General features: G+C 69.2%; 26 protein-coding genes. 11 read left to right on the top strand and 15 right to left on the bottom strand.

The genetic code is table 11. From position 1 onward, the window contains the following. Nucleotides 1-23: 23 nt before the first annotated feature. Together O4N75_RS16895 and O4N75_RS16890 are read right to left on the bottom strand one after the other, a co-directional pair. Complete coding sequence (locus tag O4N75_RS16895; RefSeq protein WP_269626621.1) at nt 24-536, bottom strand: DUF2939 domain-containing protein; 513 nt, start codon at nt 534-536, stop codon at nt 24-26. A 55-nt stretch (nt 537-591) separates the two neighbouring features. Then, nucleotides 592-1,815, bottom strand: a complete 1,224-nt coding sequence (locus O4N75_RS16890) for an NADP-dependent isocitrate dehydrogenase (RefSeq protein WP_267230505.1) — start codon at nt 1,813-1,815, stop codon at nt 592-594. Between the two features lie 172 nt (nt 1,816-1,987). Here O4N75_RS16890 and O4N75_RS16885 point away from each other — a divergent pair, with 172 nt between their 5' ends. The 5 genes from O4N75_RS16885 (at nt 1,988) to O4N75_RS16865 (ending at nt 5,507) form a co-directional block, all read left to right on the top strand. After that, on the top strand, nt 1,988-2,764 hold the full coding sequence (locus tag O4N75_RS16885) for an RNA methyltransferase (protein WP_269626620.1): 777 nt from the start codon (nt 1,988-1,990) through the stop codon (nt 2,762-2,764). Beyond that, complete coding sequence (locus O4N75_RS16880) at nt 2,764-3,837, top strand: nitronate monooxygenase (protein ID WP_269626619.1); 1,074 nt, start codon at nt 2,764-2,766, stop codon at nt 3,835-3,837. Before O4N75_RS16885 ends, O4N75_RS16880 begins: the two co-directional genes overlap by 1 nt. A gap of 67 nt (nt 3,838-3,904) precedes the next feature. Further along, nucleotides 3,905-4,258 (top strand): hypothetical protein, encoded by a 354-nt coding sequence (locus O4N75_RS16875; RefSeq protein ID WP_269626618.1) that lies wholly within the window; start codon nt 3,905-3,907, stop codon nt 4,256-4,258. 168 nt (nt 4,259-4,426) lie between these two features. After that, entirely contained in the window at nt 4,427-5,044 is a 618-nt protein-coding gene (rpsD, locus tag O4N75_RS16870; RefSeq protein WP_269626617.1) for a 30S ribosomal protein S4, read from the top strand. An 88-nt stretch (nt 5,045-5,132) separates the two neighbouring features. Continuing rightward, nucleotides 5,133-5,507, top strand: coding sequence for a hypothetical protein (locus tag O4N75_RS16865; RefSeq protein ID WP_267230500.1), 375 nt, complete (start codon nt 5,133-5,135; stop codon nt 5,505-5,507). On the opposite strand, the gene O4N75_RS16860 is transcribed toward O4N75_RS16865, so the two are convergent. From O4N75_RS16860 to O4N75_RS16835, 6 genes are all read right to left on the bottom strand, one after another. Continuing rightward, nucleotides 5,504-6,232 carry an N-acyl homoserine lactonase family protein gene (locus O4N75_RS16860; RefSeq protein ID WP_269626616.1) on the bottom strand — a complete coding sequence of 243 codons (729 nt, stop codon included), beginning with the start codon at nt 6,230-6,232 and terminating at the stop codon, nt 5,504-5,506. The genes O4N75_RS16865 and O4N75_RS16860 overlap by 4 nt on opposite strands. Nucleotides 6,233-6,255: 23 nt before the next feature. Then, nucleotides 6,256-6,675 carry a thioesterase family protein gene (locus O4N75_RS16855; RefSeq protein WP_269626615.1) on the bottom strand — a complete coding sequence of 140 codons (420 nt, stop codon included), beginning with the start codon at nt 6,673-6,675 and terminating at the stop codon, nt 6,256-6,258. Further along, nucleotides 6,672-7,016 carry a Grx4 family monothiol glutaredoxin gene (grxD, locus tag O4N75_RS16850; protein ID WP_267230497.1) on the bottom strand — a complete coding sequence of 115 codons (345 nt, stop codon included), beginning with the start codon at nt 7,014-7,016 and terminating at the stop codon, nt 6,672-6,674. The genes O4N75_RS16855 and grxD overlap by 4 nt, the downstream gene beginning before the upstream one ends. A gap of 74 nt (nt 7,017-7,090) precedes the next feature. Further along, complete coding sequence (locus tag O4N75_RS16845) at nt 7,091-7,921, bottom strand: aldo/keto reductase (RefSeq protein WP_269626614.1); 831 nt, start codon at nt 7,919-7,921, stop codon at nt 7,091-7,093. Between the two features lie 88 nt (nt 7,922-8,009). Next, a complete protein-coding gene (locus O4N75_RS16840) occupies nt 8,010-8,243 on the bottom strand; it encodes a BolA family transcriptional regulator (protein ID WP_269626613.1) in 234 nt (77 codons plus the stop codon). Nucleotides 8,244-8,426: 183 nt separating this feature from the next. After that, the gene (locus O4N75_RS16835) at nt 8,427-9,659 is read right to left on the bottom strand and encodes a serine hydrolase domain-containing protein (RefSeq protein WP_269626612.1); all 1,233 of its coding nucleotides are present in this window, start codon (nt 9,657-9,659) and stop codon (nt 8,427-8,429) included. Nucleotides 9,660-9,756: 97 nt separating this feature from the next. On the opposite strand from O4N75_RS16835, the gene O4N75_RS16830 reads away from it, so the two are divergent. Both O4N75_RS16830 and O4N75_RS16825 read left to right on the top strand, forming a co-directional pair. Further along, the gene (locus tag O4N75_RS16830) at nt 9,757-10,734 is read left to right on the top strand and encodes an amidohydrolase family protein (RefSeq protein ID WP_269626611.1); all 978 of its coding nucleotides are present in this window, start codon (nt 9,757-9,759) and stop codon (nt 10,732-10,734) included. Nucleotides 10,735-10,738: 4 nt separating this feature from the next. Next, nucleotides 10,739-11,218 carry a CinA family protein gene (locus tag O4N75_RS16825; protein WP_269626610.1) on the top strand — a complete coding sequence of 160 codons (480 nt, stop codon included), beginning with the start codon at nt 10,739-10,741 and terminating at the stop codon, nt 11,216-11,218. Here the strand turns inward: O4N75_RS16825 and O4N75_RS16820 are convergent. The 4 genes from O4N75_RS16820 to O4N75_RS16805 form a co-directional block, all read right to left on the bottom strand. Then, the gene (locus O4N75_RS16820) at nt 11,215-11,973 is read right to left on the bottom strand and encodes a DUF3313 domain-containing protein (RefSeq protein ID WP_269626609.1); all 759 of its coding nucleotides are present in this window, start codon (nt 11,971-11,973) and stop codon (nt 11,215-11,217) included. The genes O4N75_RS16825 and O4N75_RS16820 overlap by 4 nt on opposite strands. A 54-nt stretch (nt 11,974-12,027) precedes the next feature. Further along, nucleotides 12,028-12,453, bottom strand: a complete 426-nt coding sequence (locus O4N75_RS16815; RefSeq protein ID WP_269626608.1) for a hypothetical protein — start codon at nt 12,451-12,453, stop codon at nt 12,028-12,030. Then, nucleotides 12,453-14,654 carry a phosphoribosylformylglycinamidine synthase subunit PurL gene (gene purL / locus O4N75_RS16810; RefSeq protein WP_269626607.1) on the bottom strand — a complete coding sequence of 734 codons (2,202 nt, stop codon included), beginning with the start codon at nt 14,652-14,654 and terminating at the stop codon, nt 12,453-12,455. The genes O4N75_RS16815 and purL overlap by 1 nt, the downstream gene beginning before the upstream one ends. A 77-nt stretch (nt 14,655-14,731) precedes the next feature. Then, nucleotides 14,732-16,117, bottom strand: coding sequence for an amidohydrolase family protein (locus O4N75_RS16805; protein ID WP_269626606.1), 1,386 nt, complete (start codon nt 16,115-16,117; stop codon nt 14,732-14,734). A gap of 189 nt (nt 16,118-16,306) precedes the next feature. On the opposite strand from O4N75_RS16805, the gene O4N75_RS16800 reads away from it, so the two are divergent. The 3 genes from O4N75_RS16800 (at nt 16,307) to O4N75_RS16790 (ending at nt 19,154) form a co-directional block, all read left to right on the top strand. After that, nucleotides 16,307-17,137, top strand: a complete 831-nt coding sequence (locus O4N75_RS16800; protein WP_269626605.1) for a thioesterase family protein — start codon at nt 16,307-16,309, stop codon at nt 17,135-17,137. Between the two features lie 101 nt (nt 17,138-17,238). After that, the gene (locus O4N75_RS16795; protein ID WP_269626604.1) at nt 17,239-18,840 is read left to right on the top strand and encodes an AbgT family transporter; all 1,602 of its coding nucleotides are present in this window, start codon (nt 17,239-17,241) and stop codon (nt 18,838-18,840) included. Nucleotides 18,841-18,863: 23 nt separating this feature from the next. Beyond that, nucleotides 18,864-19,154, top strand: coding sequence for a hypothetical protein (locus tag O4N75_RS16790; protein WP_269626603.1), 291 nt, complete (start codon nt 18,864-18,866; stop codon nt 19,152-19,154). Here O4N75_RS16790 and O4N75_RS16785 read toward each other — a convergent pair. Further along, nucleotides 19,151-19,639: a pyridoxamine 5'-phosphate oxidase family protein gene (locus O4N75_RS16785; protein ID WP_269626602.1), complete on the bottom strand. Its 489-nt coding sequence runs from the start codon at nt 19,637-19,639 to the stop codon at nt 19,151-19,153. The two genes, O4N75_RS16790 and O4N75_RS16785, sit on opposite strands and share 4 nt — an antisense overlap. 132 nt (nt 19,640-19,771) lie before the next feature. Between O4N75_RS16785 and O4N75_RS16780 the strand changes: the two genes are divergently transcribed. Beyond that, nucleotides 19,772-20,482, top strand: a complete 711-nt coding sequence (locus O4N75_RS16780; protein ID WP_269626601.1) for a glutathione S-transferase family protein — start codon at nt 19,772-19,774, stop codon at nt 20,480-20,482. Here O4N75_RS16780 and O4N75_RS16775 read toward each other — a convergent pair. Together O4N75_RS16775 and O4N75_RS16770 are read right to left on the bottom strand one after the other, a co-directional pair. After that, entirely contained in the window at nt 20,479-22,593 is a 2,115-nt protein-coding gene (locus O4N75_RS16775; protein ID WP_269626600.1) for a TonB-dependent receptor, read from the bottom strand. The genes O4N75_RS16780 and O4N75_RS16775 overlap by 4 nt on opposite strands. 60 nt (nt 22,594-22,653) lie before the next feature. Further along, entirely contained in the window at nt 22,654-23,538 is an 885-nt protein-coding gene (locus tag O4N75_RS16770; RefSeq protein ID WP_269626599.1) for a thioesterase family protein, read from the bottom strand. Between the last annotated feature and the right edge of the window lie 44 nt (nt 23,539-23,582).

Genomic DNA, 23,582 nt, shown 5'->3' with positions numbered 1-23,582 from the left:
TGGGCGGCGCGGACAGGCCCGCCTCACGGGGCGGCTTTGGCCGGCAGCCGGATCTGGACGAGCTTCCAGGCGAACAGGTCGCGGCGCTCGAAGGTGAAGACCACCCCCTGGTCGGCGGACTTCACGCCCTTGGCGAGCACCAGGAAGCGGGCGCGGTTCGGGTCCCAGTAGCGCAGGCGCGGCAGGGCCAGCGCCGGGGCGTCGGGCGGCGCGGCGCCCGGCGCGTAGCCGCGCGACAGGTCGTAGAGCCCGGGAGCGGTGAGATAGGGCTCAAGTTCCGGCGGCGGTGGAACGATCGGCTCGATGGCCCGCTTCATCGCGCCGATCGGATCGGACCACACGTCTGGGGGCGCGGCGGCGGGGGCGGCCCGTGCGGCGACCTGCGGGCGCAGCCCCTGGCGCACTGCGGGGTAGTCGACCAACTGGGCCAGCCCGTGGCCGTCCCCGTCGCGGGCGGCCGCCTTCATGGCCCGAAACGCAAAGAACGGCGCGGTCGCGAAGACCAGCGCCGTTCCCACGATCAGTGCGACAATCAAGCGGAAGACCGCGCGGGGGAGGCTCCAGTCCTCTCTCGCGCGGTCGTTCATGGCCTTAGGCGGGGGTCTTCGCCAGGGCCGCTTCCAGATTGGCCGCGACCTTGTCGATGAAGCCTTCGGTGGTCAGCCAGCCCTGGGTGTCGCCGACCAGCAGCGCCAGGTCCTTGGTCATCGAGCCGGCTTCGACGGTGTCGACGCAGACCTTCTCCAGGGTGTCGGCGAAGTGGGTCAGCTCGGCGTTGCCGTCGAGCTTTGCGCGGTGCTTGAGGCCTTGGGTCCAGGCGAAGATCGAGGCGATCGAGTTGGTCGAGGTCGACTCGCCGCGCTGGTGCTGGCGGAAGTGGCGGGTCACGGTGCCGTGGGCGGCTTCCGATTCCATGATCTTGCCGTCCGGGGTGATCAGGACGGAGGTCATCAGGCCCAGCGAGCCGAAGCCCTGGGCGACCTGGTCGGACTGCACGTCGCCGTCGTAGTTCTTGCACGCCCAGACGAAGCCGCCGGACCACTTCAGCGCCGAGGCGACCATGTCGTCGATCAGGCGGTGTTCGTAGACGATGCCGGCTTCCTTGAACTTTGCGGCGTACTCGGCCTCGTAGACCTCGGCGAAGATGTCCTTGAAGCGGCCGTCATAGGCCTTGAGGATCGTGTTCTTGGTCGACAGGTAGACCGGGTATTTCCGCTGCAGGCCGTAGTTCAGGCAGGCGTGCGCGAATTCGCGGATCGAGTCGTCGAGGTTGTACATGCCCATGGCGACGCCGCCGCCCGGGAACTCGAACACTTCATGCTCGATGGTGTCGCCGTTCTCGCCTTCCCACTTGATGGTCAGGCGGCCCTTGCCGGGCACGCGGAAGTCGGTGGCCTTGTACTGGTCGCCGAAGGCGTGGCGGCCGACGATGATCGGCTGAGTCCAGCCCGGGATCAGCCGCGGCACGTTCTTGCAGATGATCGGCTCGCGGAAGACCACGCCGCCGAGGATGTTGCGGATGGTGCCGTTCGGCGACTTCCACATCTTCTTCAGGCCGAACTCTTCGACCCGCGCTTCGTCCGGAGTGATGGTGGCGCACTTCACGCCCACGCCATGGCGCTTGATGGCTTCGGCGGCGTCGACTGTGACCTTGTCGTCGGTGGCGTCGCGGTGCTCGATCCCCAGGTCGTAGTAGTCCAGATCAATATCCAGATGCGGAAAGATCAGCTTGTCCTTGATCCACTTCCAGATGATGCGGGTCATCTCGTCCCCGTCGATGTCTACGACGGGGTTGGCGACTTTGATCTTGGCCATGAGGGCAGGACGCTCCGGGGACGTAACGGCTGGGATAGGGTAGATAGGGTAAGGGCCGTATACTAGGCCCCGGCCCTGACGCAAAGAGCGGGTCACCCCGTATTGACCGGGGATGGACGCGATCGGACAGGCGGCGCTTGCATTCTGCGCCGCGCGCATCCCAAAACGCGGCATGGAATCCGCCGCCCCGCCCTGCATCATCCTCAACGTGCCGCAACTGGCGCAGAACATCGGCGCCGTCGCCCGCGTGATGGCCAACTTCGGCTTGGCCGACCTGCGCCTGGTCAATCCGCGCGATGGCTGGCCGCAGGAGCGCGCCTGGGCCGCGGCCTCGGGCGCCGAATGGCCGCTGAACGCGGCGCGGGTCTATGACAGCGTCGAGGCGGCGATCGCCGACCTGCATCTGGTCTACGCCACGACCGCCCGCCCGCGCGAACTGCAGCTGCCGGTCATCGGCCCGCGTGAGGCGGCCGCGAATCTGGCGCACGAGGTGGCCGAGGGTCGCGCCGTCGGCCTGCTGTTCGGCGGCGAGCGCGCCGGGCTGGAGACCGCCGACATCGCGCTCTGCCAGGCGGTGGTCACCCTGCCGATCGATCCGCGCTTCCGTTCGCTCAACCTGGCCCAGGCCGTCGCGATCAACGCCTATGAGTGGCGCATGACCGTCGAGTCGGGGGCGCCGCCGATCTTCCGCGAAGGACCTCCCCCGGCCGACGCCGCGGCGATGCTCGGCCTCTACGAACACTTCGAGCGCGAGCTGGACGACGCCGGCTTCTTCCACCCGCCGGAAAAGAAGCCGTCGATGATGCAGAACTTGCGCTCGGCGCTCGGACGGGCGCGGTTCTCCGACCAGGAGGTCCGCACCTTCCGCGGCGTGGTCACGGCGCTGTCGAAGGGCCGTGGGCGCTCGCTCGAGAAAATGGCCCGCAGGAAGGCCGAAGGAGAAGGCTGATGGCGTTGCGCGACCTTCTGGACCGTCTGGCGATCCCGATTCTCCAGGCTCCGATGGTCGGCGCCTCGCCTCCCGAAATGGCGCTGGCGGTCTCTCGCGCCGGCGGCATGGGCTCGCTGGCCGCCGGCGCGCTCGCTCCTGACCAGATCGAGCCGGAAGTGGCGCGTCTGCGCGCGGCCACCGGCGCGCCGTTCGGGGTGAACCTGCTGATGGCGCCGCGGGCCGAGCCGCAGGGCGCCGTCGTCGAGGCTGCGCTGGCCAGGCTGGCGCCCTGGTACGCCGAACTCGGCGAAGCGCTTCCGGGCCATCCCAACAGCTTCGCGCCGGACTTCGAGGCGCAGCTCGCCGCCCTGACCCGCGCTGCGCCGCCGGTCGCCTCGTTCACCTTCGGCATCCTCACCTCCGGGCAGGTGGAGGCCCTCCATCGCGCTGGAACCCTGGTCGTCGGCACGGCCACCACGGTCGCCGAGGCGCGGGCCTGGGCGGAGGTCGGCGCCGACGGCGTTTGCGCCCAGGGCTTCGAGGCCGGCGGCCATCGCGGCCACTTCCTCGCCGAACCGGAGGCGAGCCTGGTCGGCACGCTGCCGCTGACCGCGCTGATCCTCGAAGCGGTCGACCTGCCGGTGATCGCCGCGGGCGGGATCATGAACGGGCGCGGCGTCGCCGCGGCCCTGGCGCTGGGGGCCAGCGCCGTCCAGATGGGCACCGCCTTCCTGCTCGCCGACCAGACCGGCGTCAGCGCGCCGTGGAGGCTGGCGATCGAGACGGCCGGTGACGAGGCCACACGCCTGACCCGCGCCTTCACCGGCCGCTACGCGCGCGGCGTCGAGAACCGCTTCATGCGCGAACTGCATGCGGTGCAGGACGAGGTCCCGGCCTATCCGGTGCAGAACCGCCTGACCCAGCCGCTGCGAGCCGCCGCCGCCAAGGCCGGCGATGCGGAGATGATCTCGCTCTGGGCCGGGCAGGGCGTGCGTCTGGCCCAGCCCGGCGACGCAGGCGACCTGGTCCGGCGATGGTGGCGCGAGGCGCAGGAGGCCGCTGGTCGGCTGTCGGCGCGGACGGGGGGCTGACGGGACCGTTCTGGCGACCGCAGCGGTTTCGCGCTAGGGTGGTCCAAGGTAACGCTTGAGGTGCGCCGTGAAGAAACTCGTCCTGACCCTCGCCGCCCTGACCGCCCTGACCTCGGTGGCCACGCCTGCGGCGGCCCAGGTCATGTGCCGCGACGATGTCGGCCGGGTCACCTGCTACGACATCTACGGCAACTCGGTCGTCGGCACCAAGGACGTGCTGGGCAAGGCGACCTGGGTCGATGAGTACGGCAACCAGGTCTCGGTCCGGCGCGACGCGCTGGGCAACCGCATCATCGAGGACAGCGACGGCAATCGCACCAGCGTCCGCCGTGACGTGCTGGGCAACACCGTGGTCAGCGACGATCGTCGGAACAAGACCAGCTGCCGCGTCGACCTGCTGGGTAAGGCGCGCTGCAAGTAACCCTTGCCGAGATTGACTCTTTGGCCGGCGGACGTCATACACCGCCCCTTCGCGCCGCCGGACCATGTCTGGCGGTCCGCGATCTATGACGGGTGACCTGACGCCGCCGTTGAGATCGCGTTCCCACTTGCGGGGACGCCGGCCTGGGTCGAACAGAAAGAGACGAGTATGTCGAAGCGCCAGAGCGCCAAGTACAAGATCGACCGCCGGATGGGCGAAAACATCTGGGGTCGTCCGAAGTCGCCGATCAACTCGCGCGCCTACGGCCCCGGCCAGCACGGCCAGCGTCGCAAGTCCAAGGTTTCGGACTTCGGCCTGCAGCTGCGCGCCAAGCAAAAGCTGAAGGGCTACTACGGCAACCTGACCGAGAAGCAATTCTCGCGCACCTACGAAGAGGCCGCCCGCCGCAAGGGCAACACCTCGGAAAACCTGATCGGCCTGCTGGAAGCCCGTCTGGACGCCGTCGTCTACCGCGCGAAGTTCGTGCCGACCGTGTTCGCGGCCCGTCAATTCGTGAACCACGGCCACGTCCTGGTGAACGGCAAGCGCGTCAACATCGCCTCCTACCGCGTGAAGGTCGGCGACGTGGTCACCGTGCGCGAGCGTTCGCGCAACATGGCCCTGGTGCTGGAAGCTCTCCAGTCGTCGGAGCGTGACACCCCGGACTACGTCGAGGTCGATCCGAAGGCGATGACCGCCAAGTTTGTCCGCGTTCCGGAATTCTCCGAGGTCCCGTACCCGGTGAAGATGGAGCCGAACCTGGTTATCGAATTCTACGCGTCCTAATCGGCGCCGAAGACCAGATCGAAATTGCGAGGGCCCCGGAGCGATCCGGGGCCTTTTGCTTTTGGTCGATCTGTGGCCGAGTCCGCCGATGAATCGTCGCGTTGTGCTTCTGGCCGGCCTGGGCCTGCTGAGCAGCTGCGCCACCGCGCCGGCGGTGGTCGCCCCTTCCGCCGCCACCCATCCGGAGCTGGAGGCGCTCTACGCCGCGGTCGCCGGGCGCGACGCCCTGGCGATCCAGGTCGCCTCGAACGGCTGCACCCGCAAGGACGACTTCGTTTTCTATGTCGACCGCAAGGGGATGGCGCCGACCGTGTCGTTCGCGCGCAAGCGCCTGGACCAGTGCCGCTCCTTCGCCATGGGCAAGACCGAGCTGCGCTTCACCTGGGCCGAGCTTGGCCTGGAGCCGCGCGCGACGGTGTTCCTGCTCAACCCGGTGACCGCCTGGACGGGGCCTGGCGTCTAGAGGCGACTGAGGGCGCTCGCTCGAACGGCGCTGCCCGGCGGAATTTGGTCAAGGAACCTCTCGTCGTGGCCGGGAATGACGAAGTCGCCCTGCGCACGCATCGCCGCCAGGCGACGCTTGGTCGCCACGTACTGCGCCTTGTCGAACGGGAAGGGCTGGTCGACCTCCTCGTGGTCCAGCGAGCGGCAGAAGTAGCAGGCGTCGCCGGCCAGCACGTCGGCTCCGCCTTCGCGGAACACGCGCAGCGACTGGTGGCCGCAGGTGTGGCCCGGCGTGGCGAACACCTGCACCGAACTGTCGCCGAACACGTCGTGGGTCTCGTCGACCAGCAGCATGTCGCGGGCCGCATCCAGCGTGCGCAGCTCCTCGCGGCGGTGGACGAGCACCCGGGCGTTGGGCAGCAGAGGCGCGCCGCCGACGTGATCGTAGTGGGTGTGTGAAAGCACCAGCGCTTCGACGCGGCCAGGCTCGATGCCGGCGGCGGCGACCCGCGCGGCGACGTCGTGCCCGGCGGGCAGCTCGTTGTGGAAGGCCTCGAACGACACCTGGCCATGATCGCTGGGCGCCAGGCCCGCGTCGAAGACGGCGGCCCGTCCGGACGTGTGGATGATCAGGAAGGCGTAGACGGGCAGGGTGAAGTCGCCCTGGGCGCCGCGCTCAAGCATCTTGCCCGGGGCGCGGAGGGTGCCGCAGCGAAGGGGGAGGATCTCGGTCGTCCGACGCAAGGCAGGTCCCTCCCGGCCGTGTTTCAGATGAAGCGTTCCACGATGTCGGGGGTGACGCGCTTTGGGCGCCCCGAGGCCGCGTCGATCATGCACCATTCGGTGCGCGCCTGCGCGCACATGGCGCCGTCGGGCCCGTCGATCCGCACGAAGCGGTCGAAGCGCGGCCCCTCGGCGGTCTCGGCCACCCAGGTGCGGCCGGTCGCCGTTTCTCCGGGCATCAGCGCGCGGCGATAGTCGATCTCGTGGCGCAGCACGATCCAGGCCCAGCGGGCTTGGTCCTCGGCTGGCTGGCGCGAGGACCAGTGCGACGTCGCCATGTCCTGGATCCAGCGCACATAGACCACGTTGTTGACGTGGCCGTTGGCGTCGATGTCTGACGCCGCCGGCGTGAACTGCAGCGTGAAGACCTGGCGGCCGGGAGGCGGTTCGAGCAGGCGGCTCACGCCGCCAGGACGCCCTGTTCGACCAGCAGGGTCTTCAGTTCGCCGGACTGGAACATCTCGCGGATGATGTCGGCGCCGCCGACGAACTCGCCCTTCACGTAGAGCTGCGGAATGGTCGGCCAGTCGGTGAAGGTCTTGATGCCTTCGCGCAGGTGCTCGCTCTGCAGGACGTCGACGCCCACGAAGTCGGCGCCCAGGTGGTCGAGGATCTGCACCACCACCGAGGAGAAGCCGCAGCGGGGCTCTTCGGGCACGCCCTTCATGAACAGCACCACCGGATGGTCGGCCACCGCCTTGGCGATGAAGTCGTGGACGGGATTGGCGGTCGTGGAGTCGGTCATGACTTGAGCCTTTGAGGCGAAGAATTCGTCCCAGAGCTAGGGAGCCCGAGCGCCGGGGTCAAGCGGCCGCGTCGTCAGGCTCGGCGCTGTGCGGCGATCTGGCCGAAACGCGCCATTTCGATCTGGGCGGCGACGCCGGTCGGCATGTCCTTGTCGGTGACTGCGGCCATGCGTTCGATCATGTCGGCGCGCCCGGCCTCCAGCTGGATGGTCGCGAAGGCCGGTTCTGTCAGGGCGAAGGCCAGGCAGAGCTCCTCGGATGACCAGCCCGGCGTGTCGTTGAGGAAGCCGTAGACGCTGGAGACCGGCGTCGGCTCGTGCCTGCGCCCGCCCAGCAGGCCCCGGCGCATCGGCCGTTCGATTTCGCCGCGCGCGGAATAGCCGGCCTGGAGACCGGTGGGGAAGGGATCGCAGCCGATCAGCGTCATGTTGGCGGCCGAAGCGTCGCGGATGCGGCGGCGGGTCTGCCAGTCGGAGATCAGGCTGAAGCTGGTGGCCAGGACGTCGAAGGCGTCGTTGGCGATGCACTTGTCGATCACCGGGCCCTCGCCGACCACGCCGATCTGCAGGCAGACGCCGGCGTTGCGCAGGTCGGTCAGGTAGGTGATCGCATCCGGGGTCATGGTCTCGGCCGCGGTCTCGTCCAGCATCAGCAGGTCGAGATAGCCGGCGCGGGTGCGCTGGAGCGCGGCGCGGACATTGTCGGCGATGTCGCGGGCCGTGACTGCGCCGGCGGGATTGCCGCGCAGGCGCCAGCCCAGGAAGATCAGCCGGCGCTCGACGGCGCCGAGCGCCTCGCCGAGGCCCAGCGCCAGGACGTCGGAACCGGCCGTCGCCTCGAAGCTGTTCACCCCGCTTTCCATCGCCGAGATGACCAGGCTGCGCCAGGCGCCGGGCGAGCTCATGTTCGGCGCGTCCCGCAAAAGCAGACTGACGGCGGAAACCGCCTTCCCCGATGCGCCGAACGGACGGTAGCGCAAGGGGCGGTTCCTCCTAGGCCGGGACGGAAGTTTCGAGGGCCAGGGCGTGCAGTTCTCCGCCGACCTTGCCTTTCAGGGCAGAGTAGACGAGCTGGTGCTGCTTGACCCGCGACAGGCCTGCAAAGGCCGGAGAAACGATGCGCGCGCGATAGTGATCGCCGTCGCCGGCCAGATCGTCGATGGCGATCTCGGCGTCCGGAAACGCCTCTCTCAGATTGGCTTCCAGGTCAGCGATGGACATGGGCATCGGGGGAACTCCACTCAGCGAATCTTTAATGCGGTAGAAAGCTTAACAACCGCTGGATTGGCACAAGGGTCCCTGGGTGTCGCCCATCGGATCGACGGGGCTATCTCATCGTCTCCGTGATCCGGGGACCGCAGCCAGGTCGGGGGCGTCGATGTCGACGAGGCCATCGACGCCCCGCGCCTGCTAGTCGACGATCGCCGAGTAGATCAGGCTCTTGAGCTGGCCGCGGAAGTTGAAGGTCCCCGACGGCATCAGCTGGGTCATGAACACCACTGACAGCTCCTCCTTCGGGTCGACCCAGAAGATGGTCGAGGCCGCGCCGCCCCAGTAGTAGTCGCCGGCGCCGAGCGAACCGGTCTCGACCTGACCCTTGGTGGAGGCGAAGCCCAGCCCGAAGCCGACGCCGTCGTTGGCGGTCTCCGAGAAGCTGCCCAGAGCGATGGTCGACAGGTCCTGGCCGCCGGCCAGGTGGTTCATGTACATCATCTCCAGCGTGCGCGGCCCGAGGATGCGGGCGCCGTCCAGCTCGCCGCCGCGACGGAGCATCTCGCAGAAGCGCATGTAGTCGTCGGTGGTGCCGGTCAGGCCGCCGCCGCCGGATTCGAAGCCGGCTGGGCGGGCGAAGGCGCTGGTCGCGGGGTCGTCGATCAGCTTCAGCTTCTTGTCGGGGCCGCGCTGATAGTTGGCGCAGAAGCGGTCGACCTTTTCGGGCGCGACCGAGAACGAGGTGTCCTTCATGCCCAGCGGGCCGAAGATCTCGTCCTGCAGGTACTGGCCGAGCGGCTTGCCGGAGATCACCTCGACCAGGGCGCCGCAGACGTCGGTGGCCAGCGAGTACATCCAGCGCTCGCCCGGATGATAGACCAGCGGCACCTGGCCGAGCTTGTCGAGGAAGCCCTGCATGGTGTCCTCGCCGCCGAAGGTTTTGACCTTGAGCGCGCGGTAGAGCTTGTCGACCGGATGCTGGATGCCGACGCCGGGCAGGCCGCCGCCATAGGTCAGGCCGGCGGAGTGGGAGAGCACGTCGCGGAAGGAGATCGGACGGCGGGCCGGCTCGGTGACCATCGCCTCGTCCTCGCCGGAGACATAGACGCGGTGGTCCTTCCAGGACGGGACGTAGCGGCTGACCGGGTCGTTGAGCTGAAAGTAGCCCTTTTCATAGAGCATCATCAGCGCGACCGAGGTGATCGGCTTGGTCATCGAATAGATGCGGAAGATGGCGTCGTCGGCCATCGGCTTGCTGCGCTCCAGGTCCATCGACCCGAAGGACTTGCGGTAGGCGACCTGTCCGCGCCGGGCGACGGCGATCTGGGCGCCCATGATCTTCTGCGGGCCGATGTAGTTGCGCTCGAGATGGTCGGTGATGCGCTCCAGGCGCGCGGCGTCGAGGCCGGTCCACTGAGACTGGGCGTCCATAAAAATCCTCCCGAAGAAAATGGCGGTCGTTCTAATTGGCGGGCATCATGAGCGCGCCGGCGTACGGAAGCCAAGAAAAACGAGCGGGGGAGAGGGCGTGACCGAGGAGATCATCGAACCGGATCTGCCGATCTGCGATCCGCACCACCACCTCTGGGACTTCCCCAACGGCCGCTACCTCCTGGACGAGCTGCTGGCCGACCTCGGATCGGGGCACCGCGTCGAGAGCACGGTCTTCGTCGAGTGCGGGGCGATGTACAGCGCCGACACCAGCCGGTTGATGTCGCCGGTGGGCGAAACCGAGTTCGTCAACGGCGTCGCGGCGATGTCGGCCAGCGGGCGCTACGGCCCGGTGCGGGCCTGCGCCGGCATCGTCGGCTTCGCGGACCTGACGCACGAGAATGTCGGAGAGGCGTTGGCGGGCCACATCCGCGCAGGCGGCGGCCGGTTCCGCGGCATCCGGCACACCGGGGCCTGGGATCCCAGCGACGAGGTGCGCAACGGCCATACCAACCCGCCGCAGGGGCTGTACGGGCGCGAGGACTTCCGGCGCGGCTTCGCCCAGCTGGCCCCCAACGGCCTGTCGTTCGAGGCCTGGCAATTCCATCCGCAGCTGCCGGAGGTGGCCGATCTCGCCGGCGCCTTCCCCGAGACGACGATCGTGTTGGACCACGTCGGCGGGGTGTTGGGCATCGGGCCCTATGCCGGCCGCCGGGACGAGGAGTTCGCCCGCTGGAAGCGCGACATGGCGCTGGTGGCTCAGCACCCGAACGTCGTGGTCAAGCTCGGCGGCCTGGGCATGGCGATCTGCGGCTTCGAGTTCCACAAGCGCGAGAGCCTGCCGGGCTCGGCCGAGCTCGCCGACGCCTGGCGGCCCTATGTCGAGACCTGCATCGAGCTGTTCGGGCCGCGGCGGGCGATGTTCGAGAGCAACTTTCCGGTCGACCGGGTCAGTTGCGACTACGCCACCCTCTGGAACGCGCTGAAGCGTCTGGCCTCCGGGGCCAGCGCCGACGAGAAGGCGCTGCTGTTCCGCGACGTGGCGCGGACCACCTATCGACTGGACGAGGAGTAATCGAATGCAGGCTCTGATGGCGCAGGCCGCCCAGATCGGCGAGCAGCTGAAGGCGCGCAAGGAGAAGGTCGCCGTGGCCGAAAGCTCGTCCGGCGGATTGATCAGCGCCGCGCTGCTCAGCGTCCCGGGCGCGTCGGCCTACTATCTGGGCGGCGGGGTGGTCTACACGCCCAAGGCGCGGGTGATGCTGATGGAGATCCCGAAGGAGGCGCTGGAGGGCATGCGTTCGGCCAGCGAGCCCTACGCCCTGCTGCTGGCCCGGACCGTGCGCGAGCGGTTCGGCGCGACCTGGGGCGTTTCGGAGACCGGCGCGGCCGGGCCGACCGGCAACCCCTATGGCGACGCGGCGGGCCACACCTGCGTGGCGGTGTCGGGACCGGTCGAGTTCGTGACCACCATCGAGACCGGCTCAAGCGATCGCGCCGCGAACATGGAGGCGTTCGCGGCCGCGGCCCTGGAGCTGCTGGCCAAGGCCAGCGCCTAGCGGCCGTCGTCGGTTTCCTCGGCCTTGGCGCCGCTCATCTGCGGCACATAGAGCCCGGTCGCGAACTTGGCCGCCCAGCCTTCGGGACGGAAACGGCTGCCGAACTCGGCGCAGGGGTCGGGCTTTGGGATCGGACGCGACTTGAGGCCGGTCGGCGTCATCGCCGCGGCGACGGCGTCAGCGAATGGTTCGGCGAACTGCAGAGCATCGCCCACGCGGCTCAGCGAGGGATCGTCCGTGCCGATGGCGGTGGCGCTGCGGCTCCAGCTGACGGCGACGACCTGCCGCTCGCCCTGTAGCATCTCCGCCTCCGCCGACAGCGACCCGAGCGTTCCCGGCGCGCGTAGTCCCAACGGTCCGGGAATGAAGAACCCTGCCGCGGCCGAGGCGACCGAGGCGGCGCGTCCGGTCGGATCCACGCGGGTGATCGCCACGCGAACCCGGTTGGGCGCGGCGGGATCGATGTCGAAGCGTTCGGAGAGCTCGAAGCAGAGTTGGGCGTCGAGCTCCCTTTGCAGCAGCACGACCTCGCCGGGGGTAAGCCAGTCGCCCGGTCCGACAAGGACGGTGGGTTCGATGGCGACCTGGCGGACATCAGCCAGGATCGCCTCGTCGCGCTTCTGCTCGACCTTGGCGCGGACCGTGTCGGTACGAGGCGTCAAGCCGTCGTAGGCGGACAGGAAGCCCGAGCGGGTCGGGGCGCTGGCGCAGGCGGCCAGCAGCAGGAGCGGAGCGAGGGCGAGGAGGCGGGTCATGGCCTACCTACGTGCGAGCGCGCCCCCCGGATGTATCCCCGCCGCCCATACCAGCTAGCGCCGGTCGCGGCGGAACTTGGCGGCGTCGGCGGCGAGGGACGAATAGACCGCCTCGTCGGGGTCGGGCTCGGCCTGGAACGGCAGCTCTCCGGCCACGCCACGCAGGGCCAGCCAGAGCTGCGGCGCGAAATGGTCGAACATCCGCAGCGGCCGACGCTTGTCGTCGGTGGTGTCCCAGCCCTCGGCCTCGAAGGCGATGACCTGGTCGCGCACCGGCTTGCGCTCGATACGGTCCCAGCCTTCCGGCCGCGTCACGTCGTCGGCCTCGTCCTGGGTGAGGCCGAACAGGGCGCGCGAGACCTCGTCGATCTCCGGGTACGTCGAGCGCGCGTCGACGTCGGCGTAGCGCGGCTGCATCAGCGCCTTGTCTTCCAGGTCGCGGACGCCGGGCAGGTCGATGAGGCGGCGGAGCTTGGACATCAGCCGCCCATATAGGCCGGCATCCAGCCCTCATGCTCGGCGCGGAGCTTGGCCAGCGGCAGGGTGAACAGGCCTTCGACCGCCAGGTCCGCGCCGCCGGCCTTGCCGACAACGGCGGCCTCGACGCCGGCCGCCTGGGCCGCGGCGAGGATCGGGGCGGCGTCCTTGACGGCGACCAGGTAGCGGGCCTGGTCCTCGCCGAACAGGTAGGCGTGCGGTGCGGTCGACGCCGCGGCCTTCAGGGCGCAGCCGGTGTTCGAGGCCAGGGCCATCTCGGCCGCGGCGGCGATCAGGCCGCCGTCCGACAAGTCATGGCAGACCGTGACCTGGTCCGAGAGGATCAGGCTCCGCACGAGGTCGCCGACCTTTCGCTCCAGGGCGAGGTCCACGCTGGGCGGGGCGCCGATTTCCTGGCCCAGGACTTCGCGCAGGTACATCGAGGCGCCCAGTTCGCCGGCGGTGGCGCCGAGCAGCACCAGCGCGTCGCCGTCCTTCATGCCGGCGAAGTCGGCGCGGTGGGCGTAGTCGGGGATCAGGCCGACGGCGCCGACGGTCGGGGTCGGCGGAATGGCCGCGCCGTTGGTCTCGTTGTAGAGGCTGACATTGCCGCTCACGACCGGGAAGTCGAGGTCGCGGCAGGCCTCCGCCATGCCTTCGATGGCGCGGACGATCTGGCCCATGATCTCGGGCCGCTCGGGGTTGCCGAAGTTCAGGTTGTCGGTGATCGCGATCGGATCGGCGCCGACCGCGGTGAGGTTGCGCCAAGCCTCGGCCACGACCTGCTTGCCGCCCTCGAAGGGGTCGGCCAGGACGTAGCGCGGGGTGCAGTCGGAGGTGACGGCCAGCGCCTTCTTGGTGCCGTGCACGCGCACGATGCCGGCGTCCGCGCCGGTGGCCGAGTCCTCGAGGGTGTCGGCCATCACGTGACGGTCGTACTGCTCCCACAGCCAGCGCTTGGAGGCCATGTCCGGGCTGCTCATCAGCTTCAGCACGGCGGCCGCGTAGTCGGTCGGGGCGGCGACGTCGGCCGGCGCCAGGCGCGGCAGTTGGGCCGGGGCGACCCACGGACGGTCGTAGAGCGGCGCGTCGTCGAACAGCGGGGCCAGCGGCACGTCGCAGACGGTCTCGCCCTTGTGCTTCAGCACCAGGTGGCCGGTGTCCGTGGTCACGCCGATGATCGCCGCGTCCAGGCCCCACTTCTCGAAGATGGCGTGGCCGTCGCGCTCGCGGCCGGGCTTCAGGATCGCCAGCATGCGCTCCTGGCTTTCCGACAGCATCATCTCATAGGCGGTCATGCCCTCTTCGCGCTGGGGCACGTCGTCCAGGGTCAGCTCGATGCCGACGCCGCCCTTGCCGGCCATCTCGACCGACGACGAGGTCAGGCCCGCCGCGCCCATGTCCTGGATGGCGGCGACCGCGCCCGAGGCCATCAGTTCGAGGGTGGCCTCGATCAGCAGCTTTTCGGCGAAGGGGTCGCCGACCTGCACGGTCGGACGCTTCTCGTCCGAGGCGTCGTCGAACTCGGCCGAGGCCATGGTCGCGCCATGGATGCCGTCACGGCCGGTCTTGGAGCCGAAGTAGACGACGCTGAAGCCGGCGGCCGGGGCGGCCGAGTAGAAGATCTTGTCGGCGTCGGCCAGGCCCACGCACATGGCGTTGACCAGGATGTTGCCGTCATAGCCGCGGTGGAAATTGGTCTCGCCCGCGACGGTCGGGACGCCCACGCAGTTGCCGTAACCGCCGATGCCGGCGACCACGCCGCTCACCAGGCGCTTGGTCTTCGGATGGCTGGGATCGCCGAAGCGCAGGGCGTTGAGCAGCGCCACCGGGCGCGCGCCCATGGTGAAGACGTCGCGCATGATGCCGCCGACGCCGGTCGCCGCGCCCTGGTAGGGCTCGATGTAGGACGGGTGGTTGTGGCTCTCCATCTTGAAGATGCAGGCCTGGCCGTCGCCGATGTCGATGACCCCGGCGTTCTCGCCCGGACCGCAGATCACCCGCGGGCCCGTGGTCGGGAACTTCACCAGGTGCTTCTTGCTCGACTTGTAGGAGCAGTGCTCGCTCCACATCACCGAGAACACGCCCAGTTCGACCTCGTTGGGCTCGCGGTTCAGGCGTTGAAGGATGACGTCGTATTCTTCCGACTTCAGGCCGTACTCGGCGGCGGTTTCGCGGAGGGTCTTGCCAGGCTGAGCGCTCATGGGCGCGCATATAGCGGGACTCTGCCGCAAGGGGGAGGGGGGAGGGGCAAACTGCGGCGTTGGGCGCGACGACGGCGTCAGTTCGACAGCGTGTCCTTGTAGATCTTGCCGTCCTTCATGATCACCAGGAAGTTCCGGGCGGGATCGGCGATCAGGTCGAGGTTGGTCAGCGGATCGCCGTCGACCAGGATCAGGTCGGCGTAGGCGCCCTGCTCGACGACGCCCAGCGCGCCCGGATAGGGATTGCGGCGACCCGAAAGGCGCAGCAGCTCGGCATTGGTCGAGGTGGCCATGATCAGCGCCTCGGCCGGGGTGTACCAGCGCGCCAGCGAGGCCAGGATCGCGCCCTGCTGCTGGGCCAGGGCCTGAGAGAACAGCACGTCGGTGCCCCAGGCGGTCTTGAGCTTGTACTTGCGGGCCAGCCGATAGGTGCGGTCGATGCCGGGCCAGACCTCGTCGGCGCCCTCGCGCTGGACCGAGCCGACCGGGAAGCCCTCGCGCAGGGCCTCCGGCAGCGGCTGGAGGCTGAGCCAGACGCCCTTCTGGGCGATCAGCTGGGCGGTGGGCTCGCTCATCAGGAAGCCATGCTCGATGACCTTCACCCCGGCGTGGACCGAGCGGCGGATGGCTTCGTCGGTGAAGGCGTGGGCGACCACATAGGTGCCCCAGTTCTCCGCCGCCTCGACGGCGGCGCGCAGTTCCGGCTCGGTGAAGGTGGTGACGTCGACCGGGCTGAACGGCGAGGACACCCCGCCGCCGGCCGTCACCTTGATCTGCGAGGCGCCCTGCATCAGCTGCTCGCGGGCGCGCATGCGCATCTCGTCGGGGCTGTCGGCGATGGCCGCGCCGCCGAGTTCCTCCACACGGGTCAGCTGGCCGGCCCGGCGGGGCAGGTCGGTGAGCTGGCGGAAGTCGCCGTGGCCGCTGGTGATGGTGATCATCGCACCGGACGGATAGATGCGCGGCCCGTCGATCACGCCCTGGTCGATGGCGTGCTTGAGGCTGAACGCCGGGCCGCCGACGTCGCGCACGGTGGTGAAGCCGCGCATCAGGGTATCGTGAGCCTCGGCACCAGCCAGCAGGTTGGAGTATCCGGCGTCGCCGGACAGGATCTCGGCCGGCGTTCCGCGGATCAGCATGGCGTGCCAGTGGGCGTCGATCAGGCCGGGCATCAGGGTGCGGCCGCCGCCGGCGATCACCTTCGCGCCCGGCGGCGCGGCGATCGGGCCGGTGGAGATCTGGGAGATCTTGTTGCCCGACACCAGAACGTTGGACGGCGCCGACAGCATCCCGTGCTTGCCGTCGAACACCCGGACGTTCTGGAACAGCGTCGCCGGGCTCTCGGCGGCGGGCGGCGCCTGTTCGGCGTGCGCGGCTGGAGTCGTCGCAAGCGTGAGAACCGTTGCGCACAGGGCCGCAGCCCAGCCGTGCGACGCTCCGCGGGCGTGGCGGGTGGAAGTCATGATGGAGCCCAATCCCAAGGGGCGCCGCGCAAATCGCGCGACGCTCAGGTCTCTCCCGCCCAATCGTCGGAGAACATGCTTCATCGGCGTTTGTTCCGAGAGCGGCCGGCGGTCGCGCCGATCTCGCGCGCGGGCAGCGGCCGTCTGGCGCGGTCTTGCGCGCGAGCGCCGGGCCAGTAGAACGGCGATATGTCCACGACGTCCTCGAACCCCGCCTACGACATCGCCCTGCAATCGCGCGCGCCCGGCAGATGGACGACCTTCGCCGCGCCGGAGTGGCGCAATCCCGGCGGCGGTCTGTGGGGCGGCTACGCGCTCGGCCTCTGCGTCCGGGCGCTGGAGGCCGAGCCCGAGGCGAGCGGCGAGGTGCTGTCCATGACCCTGACCTACGCCGCGGGGCTGCCGTCTGGCGAGCTCGACGTGCGCACGCGCCGGCTGCGCCAGGGCGGCTCCATCGGGGTCTGGGAGGTCGAGCTGCGGCCGCAGGGCGTCGAGGAGGTCGGCGTCCACGGCATGATCACCATGGCGCGGCGACCGCCCACGGCGCCGTTCGCGTTCGCGACCCTGCCGCAGGCGCCGTCGCCTGACGAGCTGCCGTCTCCCGACCACCCCGCCGGGCCGCTGCATTTCGGGGCCTCGGCCTTCGAGCGGCGCACCCTCGACGGTTTCCCGCCCAAGCCCGGCGGCGACTCCCGCTCGCTGGCCTGGGTCCGGCCGCGCAATGGCGTGTGGGACAAGGCGCTGCTGGCCATGGTGACGGACAATTCCGCGCCGCGCGCGATGTACGCGCTCGACCGGGTGATGACCACGACCCTGTCGCTCACCGCCTACCTGCACGCCACGGCCGAGGAGATCGCCGTCCTCGGCGACGACTTCATCCTGATCGAGTGCGAGGGGCGGGTCGGCGGCGGCGGCGCCTCGGACGAACGTTCCAGCTACTGGTCGCGCGACGGGCGGCTGCTGGCCACCAGCGAGCAGCTGGCCTGGTATCGCCAGGCTCCGCCGCCCGTGCCCGAATAGTGGCGGCGGACCGGTCTAGCCTGGTCAAATAGAAGTTGATGGTCGGCATTCAAAGGCTTGGCTAGACAGGTCGCCCTTTCCAAGCGGCGCCAGGAGCCCCGATGACCGACGAAACCCGACCCGACCGCCAGCGCGGCTTCCTGGGGTTCGTCGAGCGCGCGGGCAATCTGCTGCCCGATCCGACGATCATCTTCGTCTATCTGATCTTCGCCCTGATGCTGCTGTCGGCGCTGGGCGCGGCGATGGGCTGGCAGGCCTCGCTGCCCTATTCGGGGACCAAGGCGCCCGAGCACGCCGAACTGGCGAACGGCGTCCTGACCTATCGCGCCGCCAGCCTGTTCTCGCAGGAGAACATCGCCCGCCTGTTCGCCGAGATGCCGCGCACCTTCGCCGGCTTCGCACCGCTGGGCCTGGTGCTGACCATCATGCTGGGCGCGGCTGTCGCCGAGCGCTCGGGCATGTTCTCGGCCCTGATCCGCGCCTCGCTCGGCAACGCCCACAAGGCGCTGCTCACCCCGATCGTGGCGGTGATCGGCATGGTCTCGCACCATGCGTCGGACGCGGCCTACGTGGTGTTCATCCCGCTGGCGGCGATCACCTTCGCGGTGGCCGGCCGCCATCCCTTGGCCGGCCTGGCGGCGGCGTTCGCGGCGGTGTCCGGCGGCTACGCCGGCAACCTGATCCCCGGCCAGATCGATGTCCTGCTGCTCAGCTTCACCCAGGAGGCCGCCCGCATCGTGCAGCCGGACTGGACGATGAACCCGCTCGGCAACTGGTACTACATCTGCGCCATCGTCGCGCTGTTCACCCCGATCATCTGGTTCCTGACCGACAAGGTGGTGGAGCCTCGGCTGGGCGTCTGGAACGGGGTGGTCGACGAGGAACTGCGCGCCGACCTCGAGAAGGCCGGGCTGACCGCGCAGGAGCGCAAGGGCCTGCGTTGGGCCGGCGTGGCGGCGCTGGCGGTGGTGGCCAGCTTCACCGCCCTGGCCCTGTGGCCCGGCTACACCCCGTTCATCGACCAGGACGCCGTCGGGCCCTCGCGGCTGCAGCCGCTCTACGCCTCGCTGATCGCCGGCTTCTTCCTGCTGTTCGTGCTGAGCGGCATCGCCTTCGGCCGTGCTGTCGGTACGGTCCGGTCGGCCGACGACGTCGTGCAGATGATGCAGCACGGCGTGCGCACCATGGCGCCCTACCTGGTGTTCGTGTTCTTCGCCGCGCACTTCGTGGCCATGTTCAACTGGTCGCGGATCGGTCCGATCGTGGCCATCAACGGCGCCGAGGCGCTGCAGGCCATGGCCCTGCCGCCGGCGGTGCTGCTGGTCTGCGTGCTGCTGCTGTCCTCGTTCCTGGACCTGTTCATCGGCTCGGCCTCGGCCAAGTGGAGCGCGCTGTCGCCGGTGGTGGTGCCGATGTTCATGCTGCTCGGCGTCAGCCCTGAGATGACCACCGCCGCCTATCGGATGGGCGACAGCTACACCAACATCATGACCCCGCTGATGAGCTACTTCCCGCTGATCCTGGCGTTCGGTCAGCGCTGGGACCGGGGCATGGGCGTCGGCTCTCTGCTGGCGCTGATGCTGCCCTATGCGCTCTGCTTCATGGCCGCCGGCATCGCCATGACCGTCGGCTGGGTGCTGCTGGACCTGCCGCTGGGGCCGGGAGCGCAGGTGCACTATCCGGGCGCCGCCGCCGCGAACTGACTAACCAACGGGAGGAGACGCGCGTGTCGGACAAGGTCGAGGTCGAGAACCCCAACAGCCCGGGCCGCACGTCCCGCGTCGACGCCGCCAAGTACGGGGCGATGAAGACTGCGCTCCTGGCCGTGCTGCCGGGGGAAGCGCCGGGCCTCACCGTGGCGGCGGCCAAGGCCGCCCTGCTGCCGAAGCTGCCGGGCGACCTGTTTCCCGGCGGCGACAAGGCCGGCTGGTGGCTGAAGTGCGTCCAGCTCGACCTTGAGGCCAAGCGGGTCATCGCCCGCGCGGCCGGCTCGCCGGTGCGGCTGTACCGCGTCTAGTTGAGGCGGACCTCGGCGGTCTTGTCGGCGAAGTCCTTCTTGGGGTCGGCGCCGAGCAGCATCTTCACGCCGGCGAACAGGCTGTTCTCGTTCAGCCAGATCTGCGCGCGGTCGGGCTCGAAGCGCAGCAGCAACAGCTTGGGATCGGACTTGCCGCCTTCGAACCAGGCCGCAACCCACTTGTTCCAGAGCCGGTCGATCATGGCCGGGTCGTCGTCGACCACCAAGTCGCCGTGCAGGGTGGCGAAGAGGTCGTGGCCCTTGTCGATGAAGTGCGCGACCGCCTCGTGGCGGGCGCCGAGCGCCTGGGCCAGGTCCGTGTCGCGCGAGGTGAAGAACCAGATCGCACGGGTGTCGTCGCCATCGAGCTGGGCCGTCATCGGTTGGCCGTGACCCTCGTCGACGCCGGCCAGGCCGAGCATCAAGGTCTTGTCGGACTTCAGGGACTTCCACAGTTTCTCGCGCAGGTCGGCGGGGCTGGTCATGGCGTTCCTCCTTGCGGTGATGGGTAGGGCAGCAGGGAACGGGGGCGCGGCGCGGTTGTTCCAGCCGTAGCCATGGGCGGCGTGCGGAATCCGTGCTCTCTAAGGGAAAACAAGGTCCTTCAGGAGGAAGCCATGCCCAAGCTCTATTCGGGGGATCTCAGCCCCTATTCCGCCCGCGTGCGGATGCAGATCTACGCCAAGGGCATCACCGACATCGAGCTGGAGCGGCCGGCCGACTTCGGCATGCCGTCCTTCCGCCAACGCCTGCCCATCGGCCGCATCCCGGTGCTCGACCTCGACGGCGACCTGATGCCGGAATCCGAGGTCATCGCCGAGTACATCGAGGAGGTCTATCCGCAGCCCTCGCTGCTCGGCGCCACCCCGCGTGAGACCGCGCATATCCGCACCCTGGCGCGGATCGGCGACGTCTACCTGATGAACAACATGTTCATGCTCGGTCCGCAGTCGCGAGCGGAGAGCCGCGACCAGGGGATCGTCGACCTGCTGGGCGGCCAGGTGGTGCGCAACGTCAAGGCGTTGGACAAGATGATCGGCGCCGACGGCTACGCCTGCTGCGGGCGACTGACCCTGGCCGACTGCGCGCTGGTGCCGGCGCTGTTCCTTATCGAGAACGTGCTGCCGGGGACCGGCGTCGAGAACCCGGTGCCGAAGGCGGCCAACGTCGCGGCCTGGTGGGCGGCGATCCAGACTAACGAGCACGCCGCCAGGGTGCTGGCCGAACTGCACCGCGGTCTGGAGGAGCGCCGCGAGCTGATCCGCAGCGGCGCCTTCGCCAAGATGATGGCCGCAGCCAAGGCGGCGATGGACGCCGCCGAGGCCTAGAAGCGGCCCGACACCAGGACGCCGACGACCCGCGAGCCTTCCGGGCCCCCATCGGACAGCCGCTCCTCGATCCGGTCGATCTGACCGCCGGCCCGCGAGCCGCGGAAGTAGGTCCGCGTCCGCTCCTCGGAGGAGGTGAGGATGTTGTTGATGTAGAGCTTCACGGTCACTGGCTTGATCAGGGTCGTCTCGACGAACAGATCGATGCGCGGTTCGGGCCGCACATAGCTGATGGTCTCGGCCAGCCGGTACTCGTCGCGCTCGGCCCACTGCACGGCCGTCACGCCCCAGGCCGAGGAGATCGCCGGCAGGTTCTGGCGGAAATTGACCACATAGGCCCAGTCCTTGTTGCCTGCGTTCAGCACCGGCGCGCCGGACGTCGTGCCCTGGCGCTCCAGCGGCACGGAGAACGAACGCTCCTGGCCCGTAATCGGGTCGGTGACGCGGGTCTGCTGGTAGAGGCCGTTGAAGCGCAGCTCGGCGTTGCGCAGGCCGGCCTTGTCGAGCGGGACGGTCCCGCGGACCTCGGCCCCGATCCGCGTGCCGTCGCCGATGTTGCCGTAGGCGTCGAAGCCGCCGATTTCGACCAGGTCGTGGACGTCCTGCACCGCGTCGGCGAAGGCCGCCAGGGTGACGGCGGTGCGCTGGCCGAAGCGGCCCTCCCACTCGATGCGCGACTTCCAGGCCGTTTCCGGCACCAGGTTCGGATTGCCCTGGATGGTCGAGGAATTCACGAAGTCGATGGTGCTGCTGAATTCGGCGAAGTCGAGCTGGGCGACGTCGCGCACCAGGCTGAAGCGCAAGGTGTGATCGGGATTGACCACATAGGTCGCGTTCAGGCGAGGCTTGACGAAGTTGAACTCGCGCTCCTGCTCCTGGTCGCCGGTCTGGGAAATGCGTGAGAACTCGACATTGACGCCGCCCTCGATCGTCAGCTTGGGCGACGCCGACCACATGTCGGTGACGAACAGCTCGCCGCGCACCTCCTCGACCCGGGCGTCGGCCACGGGCAGGGGGACGCGGATCGGCGGTCCGCCGCGCGGCTGATTGACGATGTCGAGCGTCGTGTCGCGGAAGTTGAAGGCGCCTTCGCCCCCGAACTCCAGGGCGTGGCTGGAGAACGCGTTCCATTTCACCACGCCGCGGGCGATGCGCTCGCCGCCGCTGGTCGTGCGGTCCTGGGTGCGGAGCAGGTTGGCCGCCGGGGCGGTGAAGATGTCGTAGACGTCCTGCTGGACGACGCTCGACTGCGACACCAGCCCGATCAGCTTGACCGACAGCGCCGGCGAGAAACGGTGTTCCCAGTCTCCGCCGATCTCGGCGGTGTAGTTGTCGTCGTACTCCGTGCGCCCGACTAGGCTGCTGCGCAGGGCGGTGGTGGCCAGGGCCTCGTACTGGACGGTGTCGGTCCCGTTCCAGGTCGGCACGTACTGGACGTTGAGGTTGATCACGTCCTCTCCGTTGGGGCGCCAGCGCAGGTGGGCCGAGCCCTGCAGGCTGACATTGGTCGATTGGCCGATCTGGTACCGGGCGCCGGTCAGGTCGCCGGCCCCGTTATAGAGCAGGTCGCGGATCTCCCCGCGACCGAGCGTGTTGGGCGCCTGGACGTCCAGCGACAGGTCCGCGGTGGACGACAGGGCCATCGAGCGCGAGGCCTGCAGCGTCCAGCCGATCCGCTCGGAGAACTGGATCTGGCGCAGGCCCACGACGAAGGTGGTCGAGGGCTTGCGCGCCGCCGATTGATTGATGACCAGGTTGACCACCTGGGTCTGGCCGCTGACGTCCGCCGAGGCGTTGGTCGCCGACATCACCTCGACCCGCACGACGTCGCTGGCCGGGATCCGCTTGAGGATCTCCGAGGCGGCGGTCTTGGAGCTCGGGCGCTCCCCGTTGATCAGCAGGTTGCCGGCCGAGCCGCCGAAGCCGCGGCGGTCATCGCCGTCGCGCAGCTCGAAGCCGGGCGTGCGGGCGACCATGTCGGCGGCGGTCACCGGGTTGTACTGGGCGAAGAAGGCGGCCGGAAATGTCGCCGTTCCGTCCTCGGCCTTGGCCGGTTGCGCGGCGGCCTGGCCGGCTAGCAGCCAGCCCAGCGCCAGCGAGGCGGCGCCCATTTGGGCGCGCCCGCGTCGAATTCCCCCCATTAGTCCCCCGTCTTGTACTTTTTCGTTCTTCTAGTCTTTGAACCACACCAACTGGTGCGAGACCGCAAGCAGCGACTTGGCGTCGGACCAAAGTTCGACGCTCTGGTCGTGGAAACCGTGCCGCGCCGCGCGCGGCTGCGCCTCTCCCAAGATCGGGCGCACGCCCTGCGCCGCCAGTTCATCCGGCGCGGCCAGGAAGTAGGTCGACAGGCTCACCGTCGCGGCCGGCGCGCGCACGCCGCGCATCAGGAACACCCGCGGCGCGAAGGCGTCGGCCATCGAGGCCAGCGCCAGGTAGTCCAGCGTCCGGGGCTGGCGGTCGCGCAGCCAGGCGCGGGTGAGGCCGGTATGCGAGGGCTGGTCCTGACCGAAGGCGCCATGCTCGAAGCGCATCTCGTATTGGGCGAACCAGGCGGTCGCCGCCGCGGTGTCGAACACCGGCACGCTGGACGCCTCGCCGACGTCCGGCGGCTGCGCCGGCTGGTGCGCCCAGGTTTCGCGTTCGGGGCCGGTGACCAGGGTGGCGTTGGCCGCCATCTGGCCGGCCTGCTCCAGGCGCACGCTCCAATGCTGTGTCGACTTGCCGTCGCGCTCCAGGACCACCTTCAGGACGAACGGGTCGGGGGTGATGGCGGCGCAGAAGTTGACGGTCTGGGCCAGCGGCCGGCCGCGCAGGGCCGGGTGGTCGAGCACGCCCTTCAGCAGGGTCGCCGCCGTGATCCCGCCGAACGGACCGGCCATGTTCCAGTAGCGCGGGCTCGGAACCCCTTCATAGACGCCCTCGCCGACGGGCTGCAGGGCCAGGGCATGGTCGAACGGGTGGGCGGCGGCTTCGGCCAAAATGGTGGCGGTGGTCATCGAAATCTTCCAGTCGGTAATCTGCATGATGGTCAACATGTATCTGGATGAAGTCAATCATTCAGATTCCTAAGCAAAATCATGCCCGGCTGTTGCTTCAA

Source organism: Phenylobacterium sp. NIBR 498073 (assembly GCF_027286305.1).
Lineage (GTDB): Bacteria > Pseudomonadota > Alphaproteobacteria > Caulobacterales > Caulobacteraceae > Phenylobacterium.
Note: the sequence above shows the minus strand (reverse complement) of the source record. Positions and strands in the feature narration are given on the sequence as shown.

Excerpts from the sequence above, each read along its gene's own strand:
- O4N75_RS16890 (WP_267230505.1), bottom strand. The coding sequence starts at position 1,815 with ATGGCCAAGATCAAAGTCGCCAACCCCGTCGTAGACATCGACGGGGAC.
- O4N75_RS16885 (WP_269626620.1), top strand. The coding sequence starts at position 1,988 with ATGGAATCCGCCGCCCCGCCCTGCATCATCCTCAACGTGCCGCAACTG.
- O4N75_RS16880 (WP_269626619.1), top strand. The coding sequence starts at position 2,764 with ATGGCGTTGCGCGACCTTCTGGACCGTCTGGCGATCCCGATTCTCCAG.
- rpsD (WP_269626617.1), top strand. The coding sequence starts at position 4,427 with ATGTCGAAGCGCCAGAGCGCCAAGTACAAGATCGACCGCCGGATGGGC.
- O4N75_RS16865 (WP_267230500.1), top strand. The coding sequence starts at position 5,133 with ATGAATCGTCGCGTTGTGCTTCTGGCCGGCCTGGGCCTGCTGAGCAGC.
- grxD (WP_267230497.1), bottom strand. The coding sequence starts at position 7,016 with ATGACCGACTCCACGACCGCCAATCCCGTCCACGACTTCATCGCCAAG.
- O4N75_RS16845 (WP_269626614.1), bottom strand. The coding sequence starts at position 7,921 with ATGAGCTCGCCCGGCGCCTGGCGCAGCCTGGTCATCTCGGCGATGGAA.
- O4N75_RS16840 (WP_269626613.1), bottom strand. The coding sequence starts at position 8,243 with ATGCCCATGTCCATCGCTGACCTGGAAGCCAATCTGAGAGAGGCGTTT.
- O4N75_RS16835 (WP_269626612.1), bottom strand. The coding sequence starts at position 9,659 with ATGGACGCCCAGTCTCAGTGGACCGGCCTCGACGCCGCGCGCCTGGAG.
- O4N75_RS16825 (WP_269626610.1), top strand. The coding sequence starts at position 10,739 with ATGCAGGCTCTGATGGCGCAGGCCGCCCAGATCGGCGAGCAGCTGAAG.
- O4N75_RS16820 (WP_269626609.1), bottom strand. The coding sequence starts at position 11,973 with ATGACCCGCCTCCTCGCCCTCGCTCCGCTCCTGCTGCTGGCCGCCTGC.
- O4N75_RS16815 (WP_269626608.1), bottom strand. The coding sequence starts at position 12,453 with ATGTCCAAGCTCCGCCGCCTCATCGACCTGCCCGGCGTCCGCGACCTG.
- purL (WP_269626607.1), bottom strand. The coding sequence starts at position 14,654 with ATGAGCGCTCAGCCTGGCAAGACCCTCCGCGAAACCGCCGCCGAGTAC.
- O4N75_RS16805 (WP_269626606.1), bottom strand. The coding sequence starts at position 16,117 with ATGACTTCCACCCGCCACGCCCGCGGAGCGTCGCACGGCTGGGCTGCG.
- O4N75_RS16800 (WP_269626605.1), top strand. The coding sequence starts at position 16,307 with ATGTCCACGACGTCCTCGAACCCCGCCTACGACATCGCCCTGCAATCG.
- O4N75_RS16795 (WP_269626604.1), top strand. The coding sequence starts at position 17,239 with ATGACCGACGAAACCCGACCCGACCGCCAGCGCGGCTTCCTGGGGTTC.
- O4N75_RS16785 (WP_269626602.1), bottom strand. The coding sequence starts at position 19,639 with ATGACCAGCCCCGCCGACCTGCGCGAGAAACTGTGGAAGTCCCTGAAG.
- O4N75_RS16780 (WP_269626601.1), top strand. The coding sequence starts at position 19,772 with ATGCCCAAGCTCTATTCGGGGGATCTCAGCCCCTATTCCGCCCGCGTG.
- O4N75_RS16775 (WP_269626600.1), bottom strand. The coding sequence starts at position 22,593 with ATGGGCGCCGCCTCGCTGGCGCTGGGCTGGCTGCTAGCCGGCCAGGCC.